Raw genomic sequence first — 22,287 nt, forward strand, 5'->3', positions numbered from 1 at the left:
CACGGGAAGCAGCCAAGGCGGTAAAGGCGGCAGGCAGGAGCAGCCTGCCGCCTTTTTGGCTTCCAGATGCGGGTTTACCGTTTATTTTGGTACAATGGAGACAGTAGAGCTTGCTGCCAGCAAGCGAAAGGCAAAGGAGAGATAGCTCGTGAGATCGGCGATTTTGGTCATAGATGATGATGAGAAAATTACGTCGATGCTGCGGCGCGGCCTCGCATTTGAGGGGTATGACGTGTATACAGCTCAGAACGGAGCGGAAGGGCTGTCGATGATGCTGAGCGCCGACCCGGATTTGATCATTTTGGACGTGATGATGCCCAAGGTAGACGGATTTGAGGTCTGCCGGCGGCTGCGCGAGGGCGGAAGCACCGTACCGGTGCTGATGTTGACCGCCAAGGACGAGGTCGAGAACCGGGTGAAAGGCCTGGATATCGGTGCCGATGATTACCTCGTCAAACCGTTTGCGCTGGAGGAGCTGCTGGCTCGGGTACGGGCATTGCTCCGGCGTAAGGACTCGGGCAGCCGATCCGGCAGCCAGCGTTTGATTTTTGAGGACATCATCATGGATCTGGACTCCCGTGAAGTGACGCGGGCTGGTCAGCGTTTGGAGCTGACGGCGAAGGAATTCGAACTGCTCCATCTGTTCATGCAAAATCCGAAACGTCTGCTCACACGTGATTTAATTATGGATAAAATTTGGGGTTACGACTACAGCGGGGAATCGAATGTGCTGGAGGTATATATTGCCATGCTTCGTCAGAAGACCGAGGAACACGGCGGCAAGCGCGTTATTCAGACGATCCGCGGGGCCGGTTACATCCTGAGAGGAGAGGCTTAAGTATGTCGATCCGGCTGCGGCTGACTGCATGGTATACCGGAATTTTGGCCGTAACGCTGATCCTGTTCAGCGCTTCGATTTATGGGTTGGTCAGATACAATACGTATCTGGAAGTGAGAAACCGGTTGGAGGATCAGGCCAATCGGATCAAGAACTCCCAAAGCTACAGCATCACCCAGGGACTGGATTTGTATTTGGATCCGATGCAGGCGAATCGGTTGGAGGACGCCCAGCTGTTTGTGCAGATTCACAATTATACGGACGGTCACACGCGGTATTCGCAAAATTTGCTGAATTGGAATATGAAATTTCCGGTTCCCACCGGGGATTCGGCGAGCAAAATTGCGGGATTTAAACGGGTGCAGTTATATAATCATTCCTTCTTGCTGTACCAACTCCCGATTACCCTCGATAACCAGTTGATTGGTTTAATCCAGTTAGCGGCGTATACGGGCGCCGAAGACAAGCTGATGAGCCGGATGAGTACCGTATTGTTATTTGGCTCCATCGTTACCATTTTGGCGGCCAGCTCGTTGGGTTACTTTCTTGCGCGCAAATCGATGGCACCCATCGGTAAAGTCATTGAGGCAGCGAATGGCATCCAGACCGGGAATGATTTGAGTGTAAGAATTGACTACGAGGGGCCGAACGATGAAATCGGCCAACTGATCGGGACCGTCAATAACATGCTGGCCCGAACCGAAGGCTTCTACAGGGAGCTGGATGAAGCTTATTCTGCACAGCGCCGGTTCGTGTCGGACGCTTCCCACGAATTGCGGACGCCGCTTACGACCATTCGCGGTAATGTTGATTTATTAAAACGGATGTGGTCCCAGGATGTGGAGCAGCGCGATCCAAGCGAGGAGGAGCGGGTTCGCAGCTTCTCATTGGAGGCGGTGAACGACATCGCTGCGGAGTCCGAGCGGATGAGCCGGCTGGTGAACGATCTGCTGTCGCTGGCCCGGGCCGATGCCGGGCAAACGTTAACGAAGGAACCGATCCAGTTGGCCCCGGTCGTGGAGGAAGTGGTCCGCCGGGCGCAATTTTTGCCGAGGAAAGCGGAGTGGGTCCAGGGGGATCTGCAAGCGCTGGACGGCGTGACAGTGAACGGCAGCAAGGATTATTTGCAGCAGATGCTGTTTATTTTTATTGAAAATGCGTTTAAATATACCGAGCAGGGCAGCGTCACCATCGATGCGATTCGATCTGGGGGACAGATCGGCATCCGCATTGCGGATACGGGCATCGGAATGGACCGCAGCGAGGTGCCGCATATTTTTGAACGCTTTTATCGGGCGGATCCGTCTCGCGGGATGATTCAAGGGACCGGATTGGGCTTATCGATCGCCAAATGGATCATCGACGAGCATGAAGGTTCGGTGGAAGTGTTGACCAAACGCGGCGAAGGGACGACGTTTATCATCTGGCTTCCCATTGTCTTTAATGCCCTTCCGGAATAGTTTATAATAGAGAGGCTCCCCTCCGTCAGGAATCTGGGGGATTAGAAAGCAGGGATATTTGATGGAAGTCATTAAAATTTCACCGCGCGGTTATTGCTATGGGGTCGTAGACGCGATGGTTCTGGCTCGTCAGGCGGCGCAGAACCTGGATCTGCCGCGGCCGATTTATATACTTGGCATGATTGTGCATAACAGCCATGTCACGAACTCCTTCGAGGACGAGGGAATTATTACGCTGGACGGTCCGAACCGCCTGGAGATTTTGAATAAGGTAGAGAGCGGGACGGTAATTTTTACCGCCCATGGGGTGTCTCCAGAGGTTCGCAAGCTGGCCCGGGAGAAAGGGCTCACCACAGTGGATGCCACTTGCCCGGACGTCACCAAGACCCATGTGTTAATCGAGGAGAAGGTTGCCGAGGGATATGAGGTCATCTACATCGGCAAGAAAGGACACCCTGAGCCGGAAGGCGCGATGGGGGTGGCTCCAGGTAAGGTACACTTGATCGAGAAGGAAGAAGAGATCGATCGGCTCAATCTGACCGCCGACAAAATCGTCATTACCAACCAAACGACGATGAGCCAGTGGGATATTAAGCATATTATGAAAAAATTGCTGGAGAAATATCCGGGCGCAGAGGTGCACAATGAGATCTGTCTAGCGACCCAATTGCGCCAGCAGGCGGTTGCGGAACAGGCGGGTCAGGCTGACCTCGTGATCGTTGTCGGCGATCCGCGAAGCAACAACTCCAACCGGCTTGCCCAGGTGGCTGAGGAGATTGCTGGAGTGAAGGCGTACCGCATCGCGGATATCACGGAGTTGAAGCGCGAGTGGCTGGAAGGGGTCCGCAAAGTAGCGGTCACCTCGGGGGCATCAACGCCGACGCCAATTACGAAGGAAGTCATTCAATATCTGGAACAATATGATCCGGAAGACCCGGCAACTTGGGAAATCGTTCGTACGGTAAATCTAGCGAAGTTGTTACCTCCAGTGAAGGTCGGAGCTCGAAGCAGAGGAGAATAAAACATAGATTTATAGAGCTGAAAACCGCGTCCCATCGCGGTTTTCGCGCATTTACCAACATTTGCGGGGTTCAATAGGAGTCGATTCATGTTATACTCGTTGTAGAGAAAGGTTACAAAAATGTAACTAAACTATTAACTACAACGAAGGAGATGACAGAATGAAATCGAATCGACTGAAACGTTTGGTGACAGGTGGACTTACTGCTATGTTGGCAGCAGCAATTGTTGTACCAGCATCGGCCTCGGCGGCCTCGAATACGACGACGAATAAAACTTATACGACATATAAGGTTTATACAACTTACGGCACGAATACGAATACTTGGACGAACTATTTTACAATTCCTTGGTATCTATATTATCCAACGAAGCCAGTCCAAAGCGGTAACCAAGGCACTACGGGCGGCCAGACGCAAACCGGAAATACGCAAGGTACGACTCAAGGAACAACTCACGGTACTACGCAAGGCACAACCGGTAATACGCAAAGTGCGGTAACCGACAAGTCGCAATTTGCAACGGAGGTTATCCAACTGGTGAACCAGGAGCGCGCGAAGCAAGGCCTTAAGCCGCTCACCGGTGACGCGGAACTGAACAAGATGGCATTGGCTAAAGCGAAGGATATGAGCGATAACAACTACTTTAGTCATACGTCTCCAACGTACGGCTCGCCATTTGACATGATGAAGAAGTTTGGTATTCAATTCAGCTACGCAGGCGAAAACATTGCCATGGGGCAAAAAACGCCGGCTGAAGTCGTAAAAGCTTGGATGAACAGTGAAGGACACCGTGCAAATATTCTGAACGCCAACTACAACCTGATTGGGGTTGGCTACTACAATGGGTATTGGGCACAGGAGTTCGTAGGAAGATAAGGATATAAGCGAAAGGCCGGAGAATTGTTCTCCGGCCTTTTTATGTGCGGTTGCGGCTGAGAACGAGGCGGGGGAGTGGCTCGCCGCCCCCTTTTTACACCATTATCCCTTTCGATAAGGGAGCCAGAAATGGATTTGCGTAGGAGGATGTGTTTTCCGTGTTGTGCCTCTTCCTGGATCATCTGATTACGCGGATTAAACGGGATAATGGGGTAAAAGAGTCTGAAACATGAAGGAGTTTCCGCGAAAGCTCAGTTTATTCCACATATACCTACGCCGATTAGGGTTGACGGGCGAGGTAAATTCGGCTATAGTTACTTTAGTGGTTAAAAGCTTAAAAGCGAACAAGCGTTCAAGCGAAACAGTGATTGTGCATTCGAATATTTGTTTTTAGCTCGTACACGCATCGCCTAATAGGAGAAAGGATGGGATCGAAATGATCGTTATTACTTCAAACCAAACCCCAGAGGAGCGCGTTCAGGAAATTATCGCTGTCATCGAGAAGGAAGGCCTGCAGACTCATGTATCTCGTGGGAAAGATCGGACTGTGATCGGATTGATCGGTACGATTGAACCAAAGCTTGCTGAGCACCTTCGCCAAATGAAGGACGTTGAGAACGTCATTAAAATTTCGAAATCTTACAAGCTGGCTAGCCGGGACTTCCATCCTGAGGATACGGTCATTTCGATCGGCGACGTTAAGATTGGCGGTGACGAGCTGGTTGTCATGGGCGGCCCTTGTGCCGTAGAATCGCCGGAACAAATCGACGAGATTGCGCGTCTCGTGAAAGCAGCCGGCGGACAGGTGCTGCGCGGCGGTGCATTTAAGCCGCGTACGGGTCCTTACAGCTTCCAGGGCATCGGTGTGGAAGGGCTCATCATGATGGCGGAGGCCGGCAAGAAGCACGGTCTGCTGACCATTACGGAGGTCATGACGCCGGAATACGTGGATGTGTGCGCTGAATATGCGGACATTTTGCAGGTGGGTACGCGCAACATGCAGAACTTCGATTTGCTGCGCAAGCTGGGCACCTGCAACAAGCCGGTTCTATTGAAACGCGGCTTTAGCGCAACCTATGACGAGTTCCTGAACGCGGCCGAGTACATTTTGGCGGGCGGGAACCCGAACGTTATGTTATGCGAACGCGGGATCCGTACATTTGAAACGTACACGCGCAATACGCTGGATCTGTCGGCCATTCCGGTGCTGCAGAACTTGAGCCATTTGCCGGTAATCTCTGACCCGAGCCATGGCACGGGCCGCCGTGAGCTGGTGGAACCGATGACAAAAGCATCCGTGGCTGCCGGGGCAGACGGTCTAATTATCGAAATGCACACCGATCCAGACAACTCGATGACCGGTGACGGCGTACAGTCTTTGTTCCCGGATCAATTCGCTGCATTACTGCAAGATTTGGAGAAATTGGCACCATTGGTAGGTAAACGTTTTGATACCCCAAAAGCTGCACTTCGCGTGTAAGATAGACGGACATGTGCAGCGCTTTCACAGAATAGACAAAATCCGAAAGCCCATTCGCCATGCGGTGAGTGGGCTTTTATACTATTTGTCTATTAATTTGTACTATGCGTAATAATACCTTATATCGCATGTAAAAATACCTTACATAAGTATTGACGACTTCGCCTTCATAGTCCTATAATGACGACATAATCATACTAAAGGATGAACGTTAAACGCAAAAATAAGATTTAATGTTCGTGATTTTGGGAGGAAAGAGTATGTCAGCAGAGATCGTTTTAAAAACAATCAAGGAAAAGCAAATCGAGTGGGTAGATTTCCGCTTTGTTGATCTGTCGGGACGTCAACATCACATTACGCTTCCGGCGAAAGAAGTGAATGAGGACACCTTCGTAAACGGCGTTGCTTTCGACGGATCCTCGATCCCTGGGTTCCGCGGTATCGAAGAATCGGATATGGTGATGATGCCGGACCATGGTTCTGTATTTGTTGATCCTTTTACCGCACATCCGACGTTGAACGTATTTTGCGATATTTATACGCCGGACGGCGAACGTTATGAGCGTGACCCGCGCAGCGTAGCGGTTCGCGCAGAAGAGTATTTGAAACAAAGCGGTGTCGGTACCGCGGCATACTTTGCTCCGGAATCCGAATTCTTTATCTTTGACGATGTTCGTTTCGAGAGCGGTATGAACAAAACGTTCTACTCGGTAGATTCCGAGGAAGCGATTTGGAACACCGGCCGTACAGAAGAAGGCGGCAACCTGGGTTATAAAGTGCCGGTTAAAGGCGGCTACGTTCCGGTAGCACCAACCGACAAGCAACAAGACATCCGCAGCGAAATGTGCCGTTTGCTTGAAGAAGCCGGCATTCGCGTTGAACGTCACCACCACGAAGTAGCAACATCCGGTCAAGCGGAAATTAACTTCCGTTTCGACACGCTGCTGAAAACGGCTGACAACCTGATGGTTTACAAATACATCGTGCATAATACCGCCGCTCAATTTGGTAAAACGGCAACGTTTATGCCTAAGCCGCTGTTTGGTGACAACGGCAGCGGGATGCACGTACACCAATCGATCTTTAACGGCGATACTCCACTGTTCTACGAAAAAGGTGCTTATGCTAACCTGAGCGAAATCGCCCTGAACTACATCGGCGGGATCCTCTACCATGCACCGGCGATCATCGCCTTCACGAACCCAAGCACGAACTCGTTTAAACGCTTGGTACCTGGCTTCGAGGCTCCAGTAAACCTGGTATACTCGAAGGGGAACCGTTCGGCTGCTATCCGGATTCCGGTTGCTGCCGTAACGCCAAAAGGCTGCCGTATCGAATTCCGTACGCCAGACTCCACGGCTAACCCGTACTTGGCCTTCTCCGCTATGCTGATGGCTGGCCTCGACGGCATCAAGAACAAAATCGATCCGGTGAAACTGGGCTACGGACCGTTCGACAAGAACATTTACGAGCTGTCGGATGAAGAGAAAGCATCGATTCGCAGCGTTCCGGGCTCCCTGGACGAAGCGCTGGACGCTTTGGAAAGCGATTATGAGTTCCTGACTCAAGGCGGAGTCTTCACGAAAGCGTTCATCGACAACTTCGTGGAAATGAAACGCGCCGAAGCCAGAGCTGTTGCAGTTCGTGTACATCCTTACGAATTTGGTCTTTATTACGATCTGTAAGCCGAGTAGCTATCATACGAACAACCTCCCTATCCGTTGGATGGGGAGGTTTATTTTTTTGCGAACTGAAACCCTTTACAAACCGAGGAATAGATCAGATAATGAAGATATCGAAACCGGTTTCGTTGCTTTATGAAATTGGTTTTTTGAACTCTTGGATGATTTGGGGTTCCGAATCATTTCGGAACATCTGATTTCAACGGAAAGGATGAGGGAAATGGCGACAAGCGGCTGGAAATTCCATGGGAAGGAGGGTGTGTTTCGGCTTGAACAGCCTGAGTTAAGCAGTTATTTGTATTTTCCTTTGGTTAATGATGCGGGGATGATGTCCTCGGTATCACCGAATTTGCATGGGCAAGCGACAACGGGGCATAACTCATTTCTGCTGGAGCCGATCTCGGTGGAGAGCTTGCATAACTCTAAAGCGGCGCGGAATTTTTGGATCTATCTTGATGGTTATGGGGCCTGGTCCGTGACGGGGAATTCGGCGCGGCAAAACGCGGCGTTATTTTCAGAGGAGAAAGAGAAGACTTTGCTGGAGGCCGGGTTCTTATGGCATAAGATCACGCGGGAAAGTGCCAATCTGAACTTGAGAGCCGAAAGCACCAGCTTTGTTCCCGTGACGGACGATAAAATCGAACTGATGAAGGTTCGGCTGACCAATACCGGGGATACGGAACTCACCATTACACCTACCGCGGCGATTCCGCTGTATGCGCGTTCTGCTGACGATCTGCGGGATCACCGGCATGTTACCTCGTTGCTCCACCGGATATATACCTCCGCTCACGGCGTAGAGGTTCAACCGGCACTGTCGTTCGATGAGCGCGGGCATCGCGTGAACAAAACGGCCTACGGCGTATTTGGAGCCGCGCAGGATGGGACTGCTCCGATTGGATTCTTCCCGGTGACCGAAGACTTCATCGGCGAAGGCGGGGCTTTAGACTGGCCGCAGGCGGTGGTCGCCAATCGTCAGCCGGATGTTGAAGCAGGCGCCGAAATCGAGGGGTATGAAGCGGTTGGTGCGCTCAGGTTTGCCACAACCCAGCTAGCGCCGGGGGAATCGGTGTCCTATGTTGTAGCCATGATGATCGCTGATGACCGGATCGATACGAAGCGCATTGCTGCAGCATATTTGTCAGAGGCCCGATTTGATGAACTGCTGGAACAAAACGAAACTTACTGGCGGGGCAAGCTGGATACGCTCGCTTTTCAATCCGGAGATGAACAACATGATCTTTGGTTGAAGTGGGTGACGCTACAGCCGATTTTACGCCGTTTATATGGAAACTCGTTCCTCCCGTATCACGATTATGGGCGCGGCGGACGAGGCTGGCGCGATTTATGGCAGGACTGTCTGGCCTTGCTGGTGATGGAGCCGGATGAAGTGGGGCATTTGCTTTACAACAACTATGCCGGCGTGCGGTTCGACGGCAGTAATGCGACGATTATCGGCGCGAAACCGGGCGAATTTATCGCTGACCGCAACAATATTCCGCGGGTATGGATGGACCATGGGGCTTGGCCGCTGTTAACGACGCTACTGTATATTCATCAAAGCGGGGACCTTGGCTTTTTGCTGAAGCCGCAGACGTATTTCCGCGATATTTTCACCAAACGTTGTAAGGAACGTGATCTTGCCTGGACGCCGGAGCAGGGGAACAAGCTGTTGTCGCAAGATGGGCGTATTTACGAAGGGAGCATTTTGGAGCATATTCTGCTGCAAAATATCGTGGCGTTCTTTAACGTAGGCGAAAATGGCAATATTAAGCTGGAAGGCGCGGACTGGAACGACGGACTGGATATGGCGCCGGCACGTGGAGAGAGCGTTGCGTTTACAGCATTTTATGCCAGCAATTTGCTGGAGCTCTCCGAGTTGATTCCTCGGTTAGCACAAGCGCCGGGCGGAACGGATACGATCGAGATTGCCGAAGAAATCGCTGTGTTGCTGGATAGCCTGGGAACGCCGATTAACTACGACAGCATTCCGGCGAAGCAGGAGCTGCTGGAACGTTATTTTGACTCCGTTGTGCCGGCCGTCAGCGGGCGGAAGCGGAAGTTTAGCGTGCAGCAGGTGGCGGAGGATCTTCGGCGGAAAGCGGATTGGGCGTTTGAACATTTACGGAAGCAGGAATGGATCCGCAGTGCGGAAGGGTTCGAGTGGTTTAACGGATATTACAACAACGATGCCGTACGGGTGGAAGGAGACCATCCAAACGGGGTACGTATGACGTTAACCGGTCAAGTGTTTACAATCATGGGCGGCATTGCGACCGAGGAGCAAGTTGGCAAAATCACAGCAGCGGTGGATCGGTATCTCAAGGATGAGCGCATCGGTTACCGGCTGAACTCACGGTTTGGTGAAATTCAACAGAATCTGGGGCGGGCGTTTGGGTTTGCTTTTGGCCATAAAGAAAACGGGGCGATGTTCAGCCACATGACGGTGATGTACGCCAATGCGCTCTATAAGCGCGGATTCGTCCAGGCTGGCAAGCAGGTGCTGGATTCCGTTTACCGCTTGTCCGCGGATTTTGAACGCAGTCGGATGTATCCCGGGATTCCGGAATATATTAACGAACGGGGCCGCGGCATGTATACTTATTTAACGGGATCGGCCAGCTGGCTGCTGTTGACGCTGCTGACGGAAGTATATGGGGTCAAAGGCGATTACGGAGATCTGCGTCTGGAACCGAAGCTGACTGCAGAGCAATTTGATGCAGCGGGAGAAGCGTCGGTGATCACCAGCTTCGCCGGACGTAAGTTGCAGATCGTTTATCGTAACCTGGAGCGTGCCGAATACGGGAAGTATCGAATCGGTCACGTTACCGTAAATGGCGTATCGCTGGATTCCAGCTCTCGTGAGGGGGGCTGCCTTATTCCGCGTCAAGAGATCGAGGCGCTGCAGGAAGGAGCCGTTCACCGGATAGAAATTACGTTAACCGCGTAATAGATAGGAAGGGAACCCATGGCTTATCATTTAAAAAACGACCGATTGCACGTTGAAATTGCCGAACTCGGCGAAGTGTACCAAGGCACCCGGTTCGACGGGGCCGGAATCATCACAGGCGTTAAGCTGGACGGACAACATCAATTCTGCGTGCCGGAAAGCCTGACACCCGGAACCGGAACAGGAGGCATTGGAATTTGCAGCGAATTTGGCATCAAGGAAGCGATTGGGTATGAGGAAACTCAGGTGGGTGAACGGTTCCCCAAGCTGGGTGTAGGCTTGCTCACACGGCCGGATGATGCGGAGTACTTTTTTTACAGGGATTACGCCTGCCAGCGTTTTGAGACTCGGGTGGAGCAAAGTGGTGAGCAGCAGATTTGTTTTACGACCGAGCCTGTGGAATGCCGGGGATACGCCATGCGTATGCAAAAAAGCATCAAAATCTCCGGCAACCTTCTGTCCGTCACTTACATATTGGAGAACACTGGGAGCCGAGTGATTATGACCGACGAATACAGCCATAACTTTCTCGGTATTGACGGATATGCGGTCGGGCCGGATTACGTGCTGAAGCTGCCGTTTGCTCCGGAGATCTGGAGCGATGATCCATCGACGCTGGAGGGCTTGGTGTTTGAGGGGGATCAAGTGACCTGGGAGCGCCGTCCAGAGAAGGACTTCTATTTCCGAATGACCCCCTTCGACGGGCGTGAAACCCCTTGGCTGTGGGAGCTGCAGCATCGGCCCAGCGGACTGACTGTACGTGAGCGGAGCAAGCTTCCGTTAAGCTCAGCCGCTGTTTGGGGGCACGGCCATGTCATTTCCCCGGAAATGTTCGTTACGGTCCATGTGGTACCAGGGGAACGGCAAAGCTGGACGCGAAGTTATGAGTTTAGTGAGATTCCTTGAGTGATCGATCTTAGTGAAGTTCACATGGCCAGCGATGCAGCAAGACCTGGAAAAACCGATCACCCCTTTCCCTTGATGAAGCGTTAATGTGTCAATTCTGCAAAATGGTGAATTTTTGCGAAATAACGGCTTGCTGGGAGATCGAATAGTTGCTATGATAATCGATAATTGTATTCGAAACCAGACATCGATTGTAAAGGGAAGGATGGGGAGAAATGAGTAACAGAGCTTATAACTTTAATGCGGGCCCAGCCGCGTTGCCGCTGGAGGTCCTGGAACGGGCCCAGGCCGAGTTCGTTGATTTCCGCGGGACAGGCATGTCGATTATGGAGATGTCCCACCGGGGAGCCGTCTATGAGTCGGTTCATAACGAGGCAGCTGAACGGTTGCTGAAGCTGTTCGGCCAACCGTCCGGTTATCAGGTGCTGTTCCTGCAAGGCGGGGCCTCCACCCAATTCGCCATGCTCCCGATGAACCTGCTTACGGAAGGCAAGACGGCCGGTTATGTGAAATCGGGCAGCTGGGCGAACAAAGCGATAAAGGAAGCCAAGCTCATCGGCGAGACGTTTGTTGCCGCATCCTCGGAGGAAGATAAGTACATGTCCCTCCCGGACTTGAGCAACTTGAATCTGCCGGAGAATACCGCGTATTTGCATGTCACTTCCAACGAAACGATCGAAGGCACGCAATTCCGCGAGTTCCCGGACACCGGCAGCGTTCCGTTGATCGCCGATATGTCCAGCGATATTTTGTGCCGTCCGTTTGATTTGACCCAGTTCGGCATGGTGTATGCCGGAGCCCAGAAGAACCTGGGACCGTCTGGCGTAACTGTGGTGATCGCTCGCGAGGAGTTGCTGCGGGAGTCGCCAAAGCATCTGCCAACGATGTTCCGTTACGATACGCATGCTGAGAACAACTCGCTGTACAATACTCCGCCATCCTTCTCGATTTATATGGTGAACGAAGTGCTGAAATGGATTGAAGAGCAAGGTTCGCTTGAGGGGATCGAGAAGAAGAACCGGGACAAGGCCGATCTGCTGTATCAAGCGATTGATGCTAGCGGCGGCTTCTACCGTGGTTGTGTCCGGCCGGAGAGCCGTTCGATCATGAACGTGACCTTCCGTCTGGCGAACGATGAGCTGGAGAAGCTGTTCGTGAAGGAATCGGAGAAGGAAGGCTTCGTGGGACTCAAAGGCCATCGCAGCGTCGGCGGCCTGCGCGCTTCGATTTATAACGCGGTTCCGAAAGCCAGCATTCAGGCTCTTGTCGAATTCATGGAACACTTCCAAAAAACGCACGGATAAAGATCGCAGCGGGGCTTCCGCTGGAAGACCCCTGCTATTCCTGAGAACCCCCAACTCGCCTGCTCGCAGGCGGTGCGGGGTTTTTTACAGTCAAAATTTGATATAATGATCAAGTCCGGTCTATGACGGGCCGGGTTTATTTTTCTAGGACGAGGAGTTCGATCATCATGGCCTTACATATTGTGCTGGTGGAGCCGGAAATTCCGGCCAATACGGGAAATATCGCGAGAACGTGCGCCGCGACGGGCATACATTTGCACCTGGTGCGTCCGCTTGGGTTCCGGACAGACGATGCTACGCTGAAGCGGGCCGGCTTGGATTATTGGTATGCGGTGCATATTGAATACCACGATTCGTTTCAGGAAGTGGAGGAGAAGTACGCGGGAAGCCGGTTTTTCTTTGCCACGACCAAAGCCAAGAAGCGGTATACGGATTTCAAGTTCCAGGACGGAGATTTCTTTGTCTTTGGTAAAGAGACGAAGGGCTTGCCGCCGGAGATTTTGGAAGCCCATCCCGACACGACGATGCGCATGCCAATGACCGACAAGGTTCGTTCGCTAAACTTGTCCAACTCGGCGGCGATTATTGTGTATGAGGCGCTGCGGCAGCTTGATTTTCCAGGGATGCAGTAAATTCGATTAGCAGCGCGGGGAAGGGGCTGCGCATGGGGGACGCGGAGCCAGCGGCTGCTTGGCTCCCGGGCCCGCAGGCTGATGCGGGAAGAATCAACCTTCGCTGACATGCAACTTGGTGTAGGATAGAGGACAGATGATGAACCTAGAGCAAAGTTGCAGGGATTGGCAGCTGAAATGTTGATCTCTTTCCCACGGCATAACTGCTGGCGATCAAGCGGGGAATGGGCCGACGCAATAGCCATTGGCGGAGTGCCAAAGGAGTTGTCATTGCAGGCATTCCCGGAAAAAATTTAAAAACATGGAACTGTAGCAGGAATCCCAAAAAAAATAGCGAATTATAATAGATTAGGTATTTGGTTCTATTCTTACATAACTATTTTTCAGGAGAGGTGTACAATTTTATGAAACCTGCTGGTGTGGTCCGTAAAGTGGATCAACTCGGGAGAATCGTGTTGCCTAAGTCACTTCGCAAGAGATATCAAATGAACGAGGGAGATCCCGTCGAGATTTTGGTTCAAGGGGATCACATCATTTTGGAGCGTTACCGGCCGAAATGTGTATTCTGCGGATCGATGGAAAGCGTAAGCGACTTCAAAGAGCGGTCCATTTGCAATCAATGCCTGGTCGAAATGAGCCAACTGTCCTAGTCTCCATCCAGGACATTTGATGCGTTTAACGGCCTCAGAGCATAAGCCTAAATAAGCTTCCCGTGCGGGAAGCTTATTTATTTTGTCGAATTTGCTCATACGGGGTCGGTCTCCACAGAGGGGGCGGAGGATGGTGGAATTTTGATCCTAACGGACCGTAGCGACCTTATTTGACGATTTCCCGGTTATTTCCCAATATAACGGACTCCAATGACCTTATTGGCCTTTTAGAGCAGAGATGATGCGTATTTTCTTCAAAATAAGGCCTTCTCAGTCCGAAAAAGCCTTAACTGCTGCTAGTTTAAAAGAGGGCATATACGTGATGGTACGATCTGTGACGTGCTGCACGTTAGGATTGCTCTCTAGTTGCTTTCTTTGCTGTTCCGTAAACAGCTTATTTTCGCCTCTTACTTTCCCCATGTTCTTCTCTCCCGACACCAGATATTCTCATTAAAACACAAATGACCCGAAAGAGGGGCACTTTTCTTAAAGTGTCCATCTTTCGGGTCACAGTTCACCTCTTAAAGGCCTTTGGTTTTATCGTCGTTATAGGATGCAGTCAAAATCCCGCACAAAAACATCGCCATAACGAGTGCAATAATCCAGAATGTTAAAGAGAATGACAAGCCGAACACCTCCACGTTGTACTCCTTCCCCTATTATACCCGGCTATCGTCCAAAAATAAATCAAAATGTGATGGATTTCATAGACGAGTTGTTATCGGAGGAAGACGGTTGGTAGCGACTCATTTAAAAAACAAGAAATGCGTTGGCACAGGACGAAGTGTACCGTCGGACGGGTGGTTGATCACCCGGCCATTGACAACCAGGGAGGAGGAGCCTCCGCCGTCCAGGTTGTAGGCGTCCTGTACGCCCAGGTTTGCCAGCTTGTTTTGCAGTTCTTCCAGCGTTGCGCCGGAACGGCCCTTTTCGTTATCGCCGTCGACGACCAGCACCAACAGCTGATCATCCTTGTAATTTCCGATCACCGTACGCGGCGCTCGCAGCGGGGATGTCTTCCATTTGTCCGGGATCGGGAGCTTGACTCCATTTTGCAGCAGAATCGGGACAAAAGATGCGCCGAACTTCGGTTTCAGCTTGTCCAGGCTCTCTTTGTTTTGAAATTTGCCGCCGATCAGTTGCCCCGATTGATTAAGTCCAACGAAAAATAAATCCTTATAGGAAGGCTCAAAGCCGTTCACATATTGCCCATTGAGGATCGTGGTGCTCAAGGGGTAACGTTGCCCGCGAGAATCGGCAAATCCGCCGGCGTTAATGCCGGCAACCGCGCCGTAGCGTTGCACCGCTTGCATAGTCGTTTCCGCTCCGCCCAGCCGATCTTTGCCCAGCGTCATTTTCATGGCATCCGGCGACTTGAGTCGAATCTTCATCGCATACCCGCGGTACGTGCCGGGGTTCACTTTGTAGAGCTCGATGCGAATCCGGTCGCTTTGAATCGTCTCAAAAGGTACGCCTAACTTGGATGTGATCCGCCGATCGTAGATGGATTCGGGTTTGGCGGAAGCGGTTCTGGCATTTTTGACGATGTCGCTCATGGTTTGGGTGGTCTTCTGGTAGAGCTCGGCCGTCTTTCGGATGGAGGAAATGGTCGTCTTGGCGTCTTTCTCCGCTTTGGTTAATCCTTCCGAGATGGAGGCGGTGGTTTGGAAGACGTCCGCTTCGGGCGTGATGGGGTGCGGTGACCGGTTCCAATCAATCGCGGCCCCGCTGATGAAGAGAGCGATCAGCAATCCAATCAAGGGTCCAGTAGCCAGCAGGAAAAAACGGTTGATTTGTTTAACTGGCGTGATCATTTCAGCAGATCCATCTTTTTCTGAAGCGCGGCCAACTGCTCCTTGACCTCGCTTAATTGCGAAAACAATTTGTTACTGTTATCCGTTTTTTCGCTGGTGTTGTCCTTGGTGAATTCGAGCAATTCGTTGAACGTTTGCACTTTGTTTTGCAATTCCTGGACTTCGTCGGACAAAGCGGTGAGCTGGGCTGTATAATCGGCTTTCATCTGCTCGGCTTCGCTTTGCCATTTGGCGTCCAGCTGGTCAATCATCGACTGCTTCAAATGGTTGCTATACATATAGGCCGCAGTGACGCCGGCACCGATCAGCAGAATCCAAATCAGTATAATCAGGGCTACGGAAGGCCGCCGTGTTCTCCTGCTGCGACTTGGTTCGGTGACGGTTGCAGGTTCCGTAGAGTAAGGCATGGGAAATCACCTCTAAACATATTTTCATGCGCTTTTCGTGCAGCTTTCATTCTATCATGTCGACACGAGGTTCGCAAAAATGATAGATTTGGCAATCCTTCGTCAAAATCAAGCACGATGCAGGGGTTGGCTCCTGTTGTCTGGAAAATTTGTCCTGCAGTACAATTGCAGATACAAGCGAATGGGAAGCGGGGTGTTCTTGTGGACACGGGCTTGGAAATGCTAAAACGCCGGCTGCCGCCGGTCTTCGCCCGGGAAATCGAAGACGGGGTGCGGGGAGGCCGCCTCATTTCACTGGCTGGGCTGCAAGGGAACGGGGGCGGCGTGCGGCTGGAATGGGAATCCGCTGCGGACGGCCAAGGACAAGGCGGATCGAAGGCAGGGCGCCGCGGTGCTGGCGCCTTGCTGGAATGGCTGGCTGAGGCCTATGAAGAGGCCGAAGGCATCCGCACGGACCCGCAGCAATGGTTGCTGGCCGAAAGCGCCGACGGGGCGCTTGATCTGTTGCTGCGGGTGCTGGTGCCGGGCGGCGGCACGGTGCTCGTCGAGACGCCGGCCGCGCCGGAGGCGCTGGAGCTGATGCGCCGCCGCGGAATCCGGGCGGTCCCGGTGGCCTGTGACCGGGACGGCATGCTGCCGGACGATCTGCGGCAGAAATGCGAGCCGACCGGGGGGAGGCCAGCTTTCGTGTACGTGACGCCGCATTATGCCAACCCGTCCGGCCGGGTGTGGAGCCGGCAGCGCAAGCTGGCGCTGCTGGAGATCAGCGAGCGGTTGGGGTTGCCGATCGTCGAGGATGATACGGCGTGTTTGGTGCCGCTCGCGGAGGGGGCTTTTGCCTCAGGAAGGGCAGACGGGATGAAGCGGATGGGGGGTTCTGCTGCAGAGGCAAGTCCGAAACCCGAAGGCGGCGAGCGGGGAAGCCAGAAGCAGGAGTATATCCAAGTAGTGGAGACGACCAAACGCGAGGATAAGGCTGGGTCTAAGGTGGAATCCATCCTAGAGGATAATGCATCAAAGCGTCAGCAAAAGAAGGAAGCAGTGATCGGTGCGGCGAGTGAGAGAAGAAGCACAGAGGACAGAGAGGCCAAGCAGGAGCGCAGCAGCCAGGCGGACGATGCGGGCAATTGGAATGAAGCCGGGAACAAGGATGAGATGGTGAATAGGAGTGAGAAGGACAACAAGAGCAGAGGCAAACGTGGGGAACCGGACGTGGACCCGAGGACTGAACCGAGTGGAGTGAAAGCAGAAGGAGATGATGGCAAGAGCGAGGCAGTCAGCCTGTTCGAGGGTGAAGAAGCCCAGGAAAAGAACCGGGCTGAGTACTTGGCCGACGGTGCTGGGGCCGGCGCGGACACCACCACATCGCTATATGTGCTGCGCCAGCAAGCGGGACTGTGGGGAGCCGAGATTCTCAGCCTCGGCTCCCTGGAGCGGACGCTGACGCCGCAGCTGCCGCTGGCCTGGCTGCGCGGCGAAGCGAAAACGATGGAACGGCTGCGCCATGTTCCATCGCCTGGCAGCTCCAGCGCCGCGGGTGCGGCCGTGGCCGAGCGAGCCCGGCGGCTTCACGCCTGGCTCGCCCAGCCGCCGGGGCGCGGGCGCGCCGCCGCCGCCGAAGCTGCGGCGGCGTATGCCGCGCGGCGCGCGCTCGCGCTGGAGCTGCTGCAGGCGCCCGCTTGGCGCGGCGCCTGCGTGGAAGACCCCGGCGGCGGGCTGTTCCTCTGGTTGCGCCTGCCCGCCGGGGTCTCCAGCGAAGCGCTGCTGCGCGCTTCGCTGCTGGAGGGCACAGCGTTCCTGCCGGGGACGCTGTGCTATGCCAAAGAGCCGGATGATCGCTTCATCCGGCTCACTGTCGCCGCGCATGAACCTGCGCGGCTGCGCGAAGGGCTGGCGCGTCTCACCGCCGCCCTCGCCGAATTCACGGCGCGCTCTGCGGACTAAACCAGAATCAGACCACCCCAATCCTACCAAAGGAGAAGTAACCATGGAGACGTTGTGGGCAATCGGTAAATTCGTTCTTTTTATTGCCGGTATCGGGCTCGCCATCTATGTGTATCTGTTGTTCGTGAGAGGGCTTAGCCAAATCCCGGACCCGAAAGAGCCAAGCGATAAGGATTAGAGTGAAACGGGCTGATTCGAGACTGAAAATGACTGCCATCCCAGAGCCAGCGCAAAATAAATAAGCTCAGGAACATGTCCTGAGCTTATTTAAGGTCCCTCCACTAGGGAAGGTGCCTACTCCTGTTCCTTTTCTGCGGTCGCCGCCGTCCGCCGCCACCCGTCCACGACGTGGGCGTACTGGCGCAGCCCTTCCGCGCCGGCCGGCGTCAGCGCGTAGCGCCCGCGGACGACGCGGCGGAACCAGCCGTAGTAGTCGCGCTGTAGGATCGCGGCGGCGCTGCCAACGCCGCTGCGGTCGCGCGCGTCCTTGGGCGACATCTCGCCGCCGCCCTCCTCGATGGCGAGCGCCACGCGCAGCGCCCGTTCGCGGTAGGCCGTCACCAGCTTGGTGCCGGTGCTGCCGCCTACGTTGTAATCGCCGCTGCGTTCGTGGAACTCGTGCAGCAGCTTATCCACTCGGCGTTTAACCACCTTCGGCCCCGGCATGTATAAGGCTCCGTCTCCCGGCTCGCATAGGACTTCCACGAAGGCGGGTTTCGTTTTATACCGGGTTACCGTGATCAACCCCAGTCCCAGCCGGCGGCAAAGCATCGTAATTTCGCTCCACCGCTGGTTGTGCGCCCCCTTTTTGGCGCGGTTCCGCTCCACGGCCAGATACACCTCGGGGCTCAGGCGCTGGCGCTCCAACCCCTGCAGCAGCAGAGGAAGATTAAACGTCTTTTTGATTTCCACAATCAGCGGCTCGTTGCGGTCAGGCCGAACGCCAACCAAGTCGCAATGCCGCACTTCCCCTTTAATGACATACCCTCGCTCCTCAAAAAAAGCCTTCAACGGAGCGTACAATTCCGTCTCATGCTGTACCGCCATGACGATCCCCTTTTCCTCATCGTTCCCATGATCCTGTTCAAGATTATATCACAAAGCCGAATTCCTACTTTTTCCATCTGAATATTTTCATCGGAAAAACGGTCAACTTCTCCCTCACCGGCGCATAGGTATGTAATACACTTTTTTATCGTGGATGCTCCATAATCTGGTCACGTCAGTTCTAAAGATGGGGACGCGGGAGAACCCCTAAAGCGGGAGTACAGGAGGTACCTAACATGGACATTTTTGAGCGAATAGCGGCTTATCGGGCGGAAAGCGACTCCTTGTCGTGGAGCGGCACATTTAAAGATTATGTTGAACTGTTGGCCAAAGACCCTTCGCCGGCGATGACCGCCCATGCCCGGGTCTATGAAATGATTAAATCCTATGGCATCGAAGAGGAAGACGGCCGGAAAAGGTATAAATTTTTTGAGCAGGAAATCTTCGGGCTCGATCGGGCCATCGAAAAGCTGGTCGAGGAGTATTTTCACTCCGCCGCCCGCCGGCTCGACGTACGCAAGCGGATTTTGCTGCTGATGGGGCCGGTCAGCGGGGGCAAGTCCACCATTGTGACGCTGTTGAAGCGTGGGCTAGAGAAGTTTTCCCGGACCGATAAAGGGGCGGTGTACGCCATCGCCGGGTGCCCGATGCATGAGGACCCGCTTCACCTCGTTCCGCATGAGCTCCGGCCGGAGGTGGAGAAAACGCTGAACGTTCGGATTGAGGGCAATTTATGCCCCGTTTGCCAGATGAGGCTGAGGACGGAATACGGCGGCGACATCGAGAATGTCAGGGTCGAGCGGGTACTCTTGTCCGAAGAGGAACGGGTTGGCATCGGCACGTTTAGCCCGTCGGATCCGAAATCCCAGGATATCGCCGATTTGACCGGCAGCATCGATTTTTCCACAATCACCGAATATGGTTCAGAATCCGATCCGCGGGCCTACCGCTTTGACGGCGAGTTGAACAAGGCCAACCGCGGCCTGATGGAGTTCCAGGAAATGCTGAAATGCGATGAGAAGTTTCTATGGAATCTTTTGTCGTTGACCCAGGAAGGGAATTTCAAGGCGGGGCGGTTTGCGCTGATCTCGGCGGATGAGCTGATTATCGCGCACACCAACGAAGCGGAGTACAAAGCGTTTATCGCCAACAAGAAAAATGAAGCACTGCAGTCGCGGATGATCGTCATGCCGATCCCCTATAATCTCAAGGTGTCACAGGAGGAGAAAATTTACGCCAAGCTGATCGGCCAAAGCGATATGAATCACGTTCATATTGCTCCGCATGCCCTGCGGTCCGCAGCGATTTTCTCCATCTTGACCCGGTTAAAGGAGACGAAGAAGCAAGGCGTCGATCTGGTGAAAAAAATGCGCCTCTACGACGGCGAAGAAGTCGAGGGCTACAAGGACGCCGATTTGAAGGAGCTGCAAAACGAGTACCTGGAAGAAGGCATGTCCGGCGTGGATCCGCGTTATGTCATCAACCGGATTTCCAGCGCGCTGATTAAGCAGGACTTGCATTGCATGGGTGCACTTGATATTTTGCGGGCGATCAAAGATGGTCTTGACCAGCATGCTTCCATCACGAAGGAGGAACGCGAGCGTTACCTGAACTTCATCAGCATTGCCCGTAAGGAATACGACGAGATTGCCAAGAAAGAAGTGCAAAAAGCGTTCGTTTACTCGTTTGAGGAATCGGCGCGCACCTTGTTCGAGAACTATCTAGACAACATCGAGGCGTTCTGCAACTGGACGAAAATCCGCGACCCGCTTACCGACGAGGAGCTGGATCCCGATGAGCGGTTGATGCGTTCGATCGAAGAGCAAATTGGCATCTCGGAAAACGCGAAGAAGGCGTTCCGGGAGGAAATTTTGATCCGCATCTCTGCGTATTCGCGTAAAGGGAAGAAATTTGAATATAATCACCACGACCGGCTGCGGGAAGCGATCCAGAAGAAGCTGTTCGCCGACCTCAAGGACATCGTCAAAATCACAACCTCAACCAAAACGCCGGACGAAAACCAACTGAAACGCATCAACGAGGTCAGCAAGCGGCTGATCGACGAGCACGGCTACTGCCCGGTGTGCGCCAACGAGCTGCTGCGTTATGTCGGCAGTTTGTTGAACCGGTAAAGCGTGGCAGCTGTAAGGTGGGGGGAGATCCCTCCACCTTTTTTGGCGTGCTTGGGTGTGCATCACGTCACTCCACGTCCCACCACGTCGTGCTCTCCCATTAACTTATTTGGATTCATGTCCCTCCACGTCGCGTTCCCCCACCAACGAACTGGATTCACCTCCCGCCCGTCGCGCTCCTCCACCCAACTAACTGGATTTTCTACCGTTAATTTCGAGCCGAGAAGGCCATTTGAGTAAATTAACTGGAAAAAGTACCTCTAATTTCGCATCAAACTCGCCAAACCCGCGAAACCGCCAAAATTAACGTTACTTTTTACAGCTAATCCTCTCCCAAGTGCAAAATGAGCAAAATTAACAGTAGTTTTTACAACTAATTCCCGTCCGAGCTCCGAACTCCAAGCGTCGAACCTCCTAACTAACTTATTCCGCCGCCCGAAGGCATTTGGCAAGAGGAGCCGGATTCCCACGCCAAGCTTCACCGCCTACTGGGTATTCGCATACGATAATTTGAACTTGAAACGTTGGAGGCGAATAACGAATGAGTGTTCAACCATGGGGTTATCCTCAGCATCGTATCGTTTATCAGGCTGATCCGCAACACGTCCATCATTTGCGGACGGTTCGTGACCGGGTACACGACATCTGCCGGCAGCATATCAATCAGCGGGTGCGCATTGAAACGATGGAAGGTCATGTGCATGTTGGTCGAATCGTTGGCTGCCAAGGCGGGTTACTGCATTTGGCTGTTCCGCGGCAAGGGGGGCAGCGTGCCATTGGCGCTCCTTATTGGGGGCTAAGTCCCAGCGATGAGACCATTTTAACGCTGGTTCTCTACGAACTGCTGGTCATCGCTTTGCTGTCCTGATGGATCCGCAAAGTAGAATGCTGCCCTGTGGAGCCCGTAGGTAAGGAAGCTGCACTAAAGAGCTCCGCAGACCAGCACGCTCCCCTGAAGAACCCGCAGGAAAGAATGGCTGCACGAAGGCGAAGTGCTTCGCAGACCAGAACCTGCTCTGTCTGGCTCAACACACCAGCACGCTGCTCCTAAGTGCTCCCCAGAACAGACAAGAGCCGCCAGATCAATTGATCCGTGCGGCTCTTCTTCCAGATTGAAACATCCAAGGAATCAATAACGTTAGT

General features: G+C 53.4%; 18 protein-coding genes. 15 read left to right on the plus strand and 3 right to left on the minus strand.

Features of this window, described 5'->3' with window-relative positions; genetic code table 11:
• Positions 1 to 148: 148 nt before the first annotated feature.
• The 11 genes from M3G15_RS12175 (at position 149) to M3G15_RS12225 (ending at position 13,800) form a co-directional block, all read left to right on the plus strand.
• The gene (locus M3G15_RS12175) at positions 149 to 838 is read left to right on the plus strand and encodes a response regulator transcription factor (RefSeq protein WP_009227023.1); all 690 of its coding nucleotides are present in this window, start codon (positions 149 to 151) and stop codon (positions 836 to 838) included.
• A gap of 2 nt (positions 839 to 840) precedes the next feature.
• Positions 841 to 2,298, plus strand: a complete 1,458-nt coding sequence (locus tag M3G15_RS12180; protein ID WP_009227022.1) for a sensor histidine kinase — start codon at positions 841 to 843, stop codon at positions 2,296 to 2,298.
• Positions 2,299 to 2,359: 61 nt separating this feature from the next.
• On the plus strand, positions 2,360 to 3,319 hold the full coding sequence (locus tag M3G15_RS12185; RefSeq protein ID WP_036646656.1) for a 4-hydroxy-3-methylbut-2-enyl diphosphate reductase: 960 nt from the start codon (positions 2,360 to 2,362) through the stop codon (positions 3,317 to 3,319).
• A gap of 160 nt (positions 3,320 to 3,479) precedes the next feature.
• Positions 3,480 to 4,196: a CAP domain-containing protein gene (locus M3G15_RS12190; protein WP_260071060.1), complete on the plus strand. Its 717-nt coding sequence runs from the start codon at positions 3,480 to 3,482 to the stop codon at positions 4,194 to 4,196.
• Positions 4,197 to 4,632: 436 nt separating this feature from the next.
• Entirely contained in the window at positions 4,633 to 5,676 is a 1,044-nt protein-coding gene (gene aroF, locus M3G15_RS12195) for a 3-deoxy-7-phosphoheptulonate synthase (RefSeq protein ID WP_009227019.1), read from the plus strand.
• Positions 5,677 to 5,936: 260 nt separating this feature from the next.
• Positions 5,937 to 7,361: a type I glutamate--ammonia ligase gene (gene glnA, locus M3G15_RS12200; RefSeq protein ID WP_036646655.1), complete on the plus strand. Its 1,425-nt coding sequence runs from the start codon at positions 5,937 to 5,939 to the stop codon at positions 7,359 to 7,361.
• Positions 7,362 to 7,578: 217 nt separating this feature from the next.
• The gene (locus M3G15_RS12205; RefSeq protein ID WP_260071061.1) at positions 7,579 to 10,308 is read left to right on the plus strand and encodes a GH36-type glycosyl hydrolase domain-containing protein; all 2,730 of its coding nucleotides are present in this window, start codon (positions 7,579 to 7,581) and stop codon (positions 10,306 to 10,308) included.
• An 18-nt stretch (positions 10,309 to 10,326) separates the two neighbouring features.
• Entirely contained in the window at positions 10,327 to 11,214 is an 888-nt protein-coding gene (locus M3G15_RS12210; protein WP_260071062.1) for a hypothetical protein, read from the plus strand.
• 215 nt (positions 11,215 to 11,429) lie between these two features.
• A complete protein-coding gene (gene serC / locus M3G15_RS12215; RefSeq protein WP_009227015.1) occupies positions 11,430 to 12,518 on the plus strand; it encodes a 3-phosphoserine/phosphohydroxythreonine transaminase in 1,089 nt (362 codons plus the stop codon).
• 167 nt (positions 12,519 to 12,685) lie between these two features.
• Complete coding sequence (gene trmL, locus M3G15_RS12220; protein WP_009227014.1) at positions 12,686 to 13,150, plus strand: tRNA (uridine(34)/cytosine(34)/5-carboxymethylaminomethyluridine(34)-2'-O)-methyltransferase TrmL; 465 nt, start codon at positions 12,686 to 12,688, stop codon at positions 13,148 to 13,150.
• 404 nt (positions 13,151 to 13,554) lie between these two features.
• Positions 13,555 to 13,800 (plus strand): AbrB/MazE/SpoVT family DNA-binding domain-containing protein, encoded by a 246-nt coding sequence (locus M3G15_RS12225; protein ID WP_009227013.1) that lies wholly within the window; start codon positions 13,555 to 13,557, stop codon positions 13,798 to 13,800.
• A gap of 746 nt (positions 13,801 to 14,546) precedes the next feature.
• On the opposite strand, the gene M3G15_RS12230 is transcribed toward M3G15_RS12225, so the two are convergent.
• Together M3G15_RS12230 and M3G15_RS12235 are read right to left on the minus strand one after the other, a co-directional pair.
• A complete protein-coding gene (locus tag M3G15_RS12230) occupies positions 14,547 to 15,614 on the minus strand; it encodes a phosphodiester glycosidase family protein (protein ID WP_009227012.1) in 1,068 nt (355 codons plus the stop codon).
• The gene (locus tag M3G15_RS12235; RefSeq protein WP_009227011.1) at positions 15,611 to 16,021 is read right to left on the minus strand and encodes a hypothetical protein; all 411 of its coding nucleotides are present in this window, start codon (positions 16,019 to 16,021) and stop codon (positions 15,611 to 15,613) included. Before M3G15_RS12235 ends, M3G15_RS12230 begins: the two co-directional genes overlap by 4 nt.
• Positions 16,022 to 16,222: 201 nt before the next feature.
• On the opposite strand from M3G15_RS12235, the gene M3G15_RS12240 reads away from it, so the two are divergent.
• Both M3G15_RS12240 and M3G15_RS12245 read left to right on the plus strand, forming a co-directional pair.
• Positions 16,223 to 17,965: an aminotransferase class I/II-fold pyridoxal phosphate-dependent enzyme gene (locus tag M3G15_RS12240; protein WP_260071063.1), complete on the plus strand. Its 1,743-nt coding sequence runs from the start codon at positions 16,223 to 16,225 to the stop codon at positions 17,963 to 17,965.
• Between the two features lie 43 nt (positions 17,966 to 18,008).
• A complete protein-coding gene (locus M3G15_RS12245) occupies positions 18,009 to 18,143 on the plus strand; it encodes a hypothetical protein (RefSeq protein ID WP_009227173.1) in 135 nt (44 codons plus the stop codon).
• A gap of 116 nt (positions 18,144 to 18,259) precedes the next feature.
• Here the strand turns inward: M3G15_RS12245 and M3G15_RS12250 are convergent, their stop codons facing one another.
• On the minus strand, positions 18,260 to 19,012 hold the full coding sequence (locus M3G15_RS12250) for a DUF2161 family putative PD-(D/E)XK-type phosphodiesterase (RefSeq protein WP_260071064.1): 753 nt from the start codon (positions 19,010 to 19,012) through the stop codon (positions 18,260 to 18,262).
• A 236-nt stretch (positions 19,013 to 19,248) separates the two neighbouring features.
• Here M3G15_RS12250 and M3G15_RS12255 point away from each other — a divergent pair, with 236 nt between their 5' ends.
• On the plus strand, positions 19,249 to 21,144 hold the full coding sequence (locus M3G15_RS12255; protein WP_009227008.1) for a PrkA family serine protein kinase: 1,896 nt from the start codon (positions 19,249 to 19,251) through the stop codon (positions 21,142 to 21,144).
• Positions 21,145 to 21,685: 541 nt separating this feature from the next.
• Positions 21,686 to 22,012: a hypothetical protein gene (locus M3G15_RS12260; protein WP_009227007.1), complete on the plus strand. Its 327-nt coding sequence runs from the start codon at positions 21,686 to 21,688 to the stop codon at positions 22,010 to 22,012.
• The last annotated feature ends 275 nt before the right edge of the window (positions 22,013 to 22,287 follow it).

Origin of the sequence: Paenibacillus sp. p3-SID1389 (genome assembly GCF_025151705.1) — a bacterium.
In the GTDB taxonomy this organism is placed as follows: Bacteria; Bacillota; Bacilli; order Paenibacillales; family Paenibacillaceae; genus Fontibacillus; species Fontibacillus phoenicis.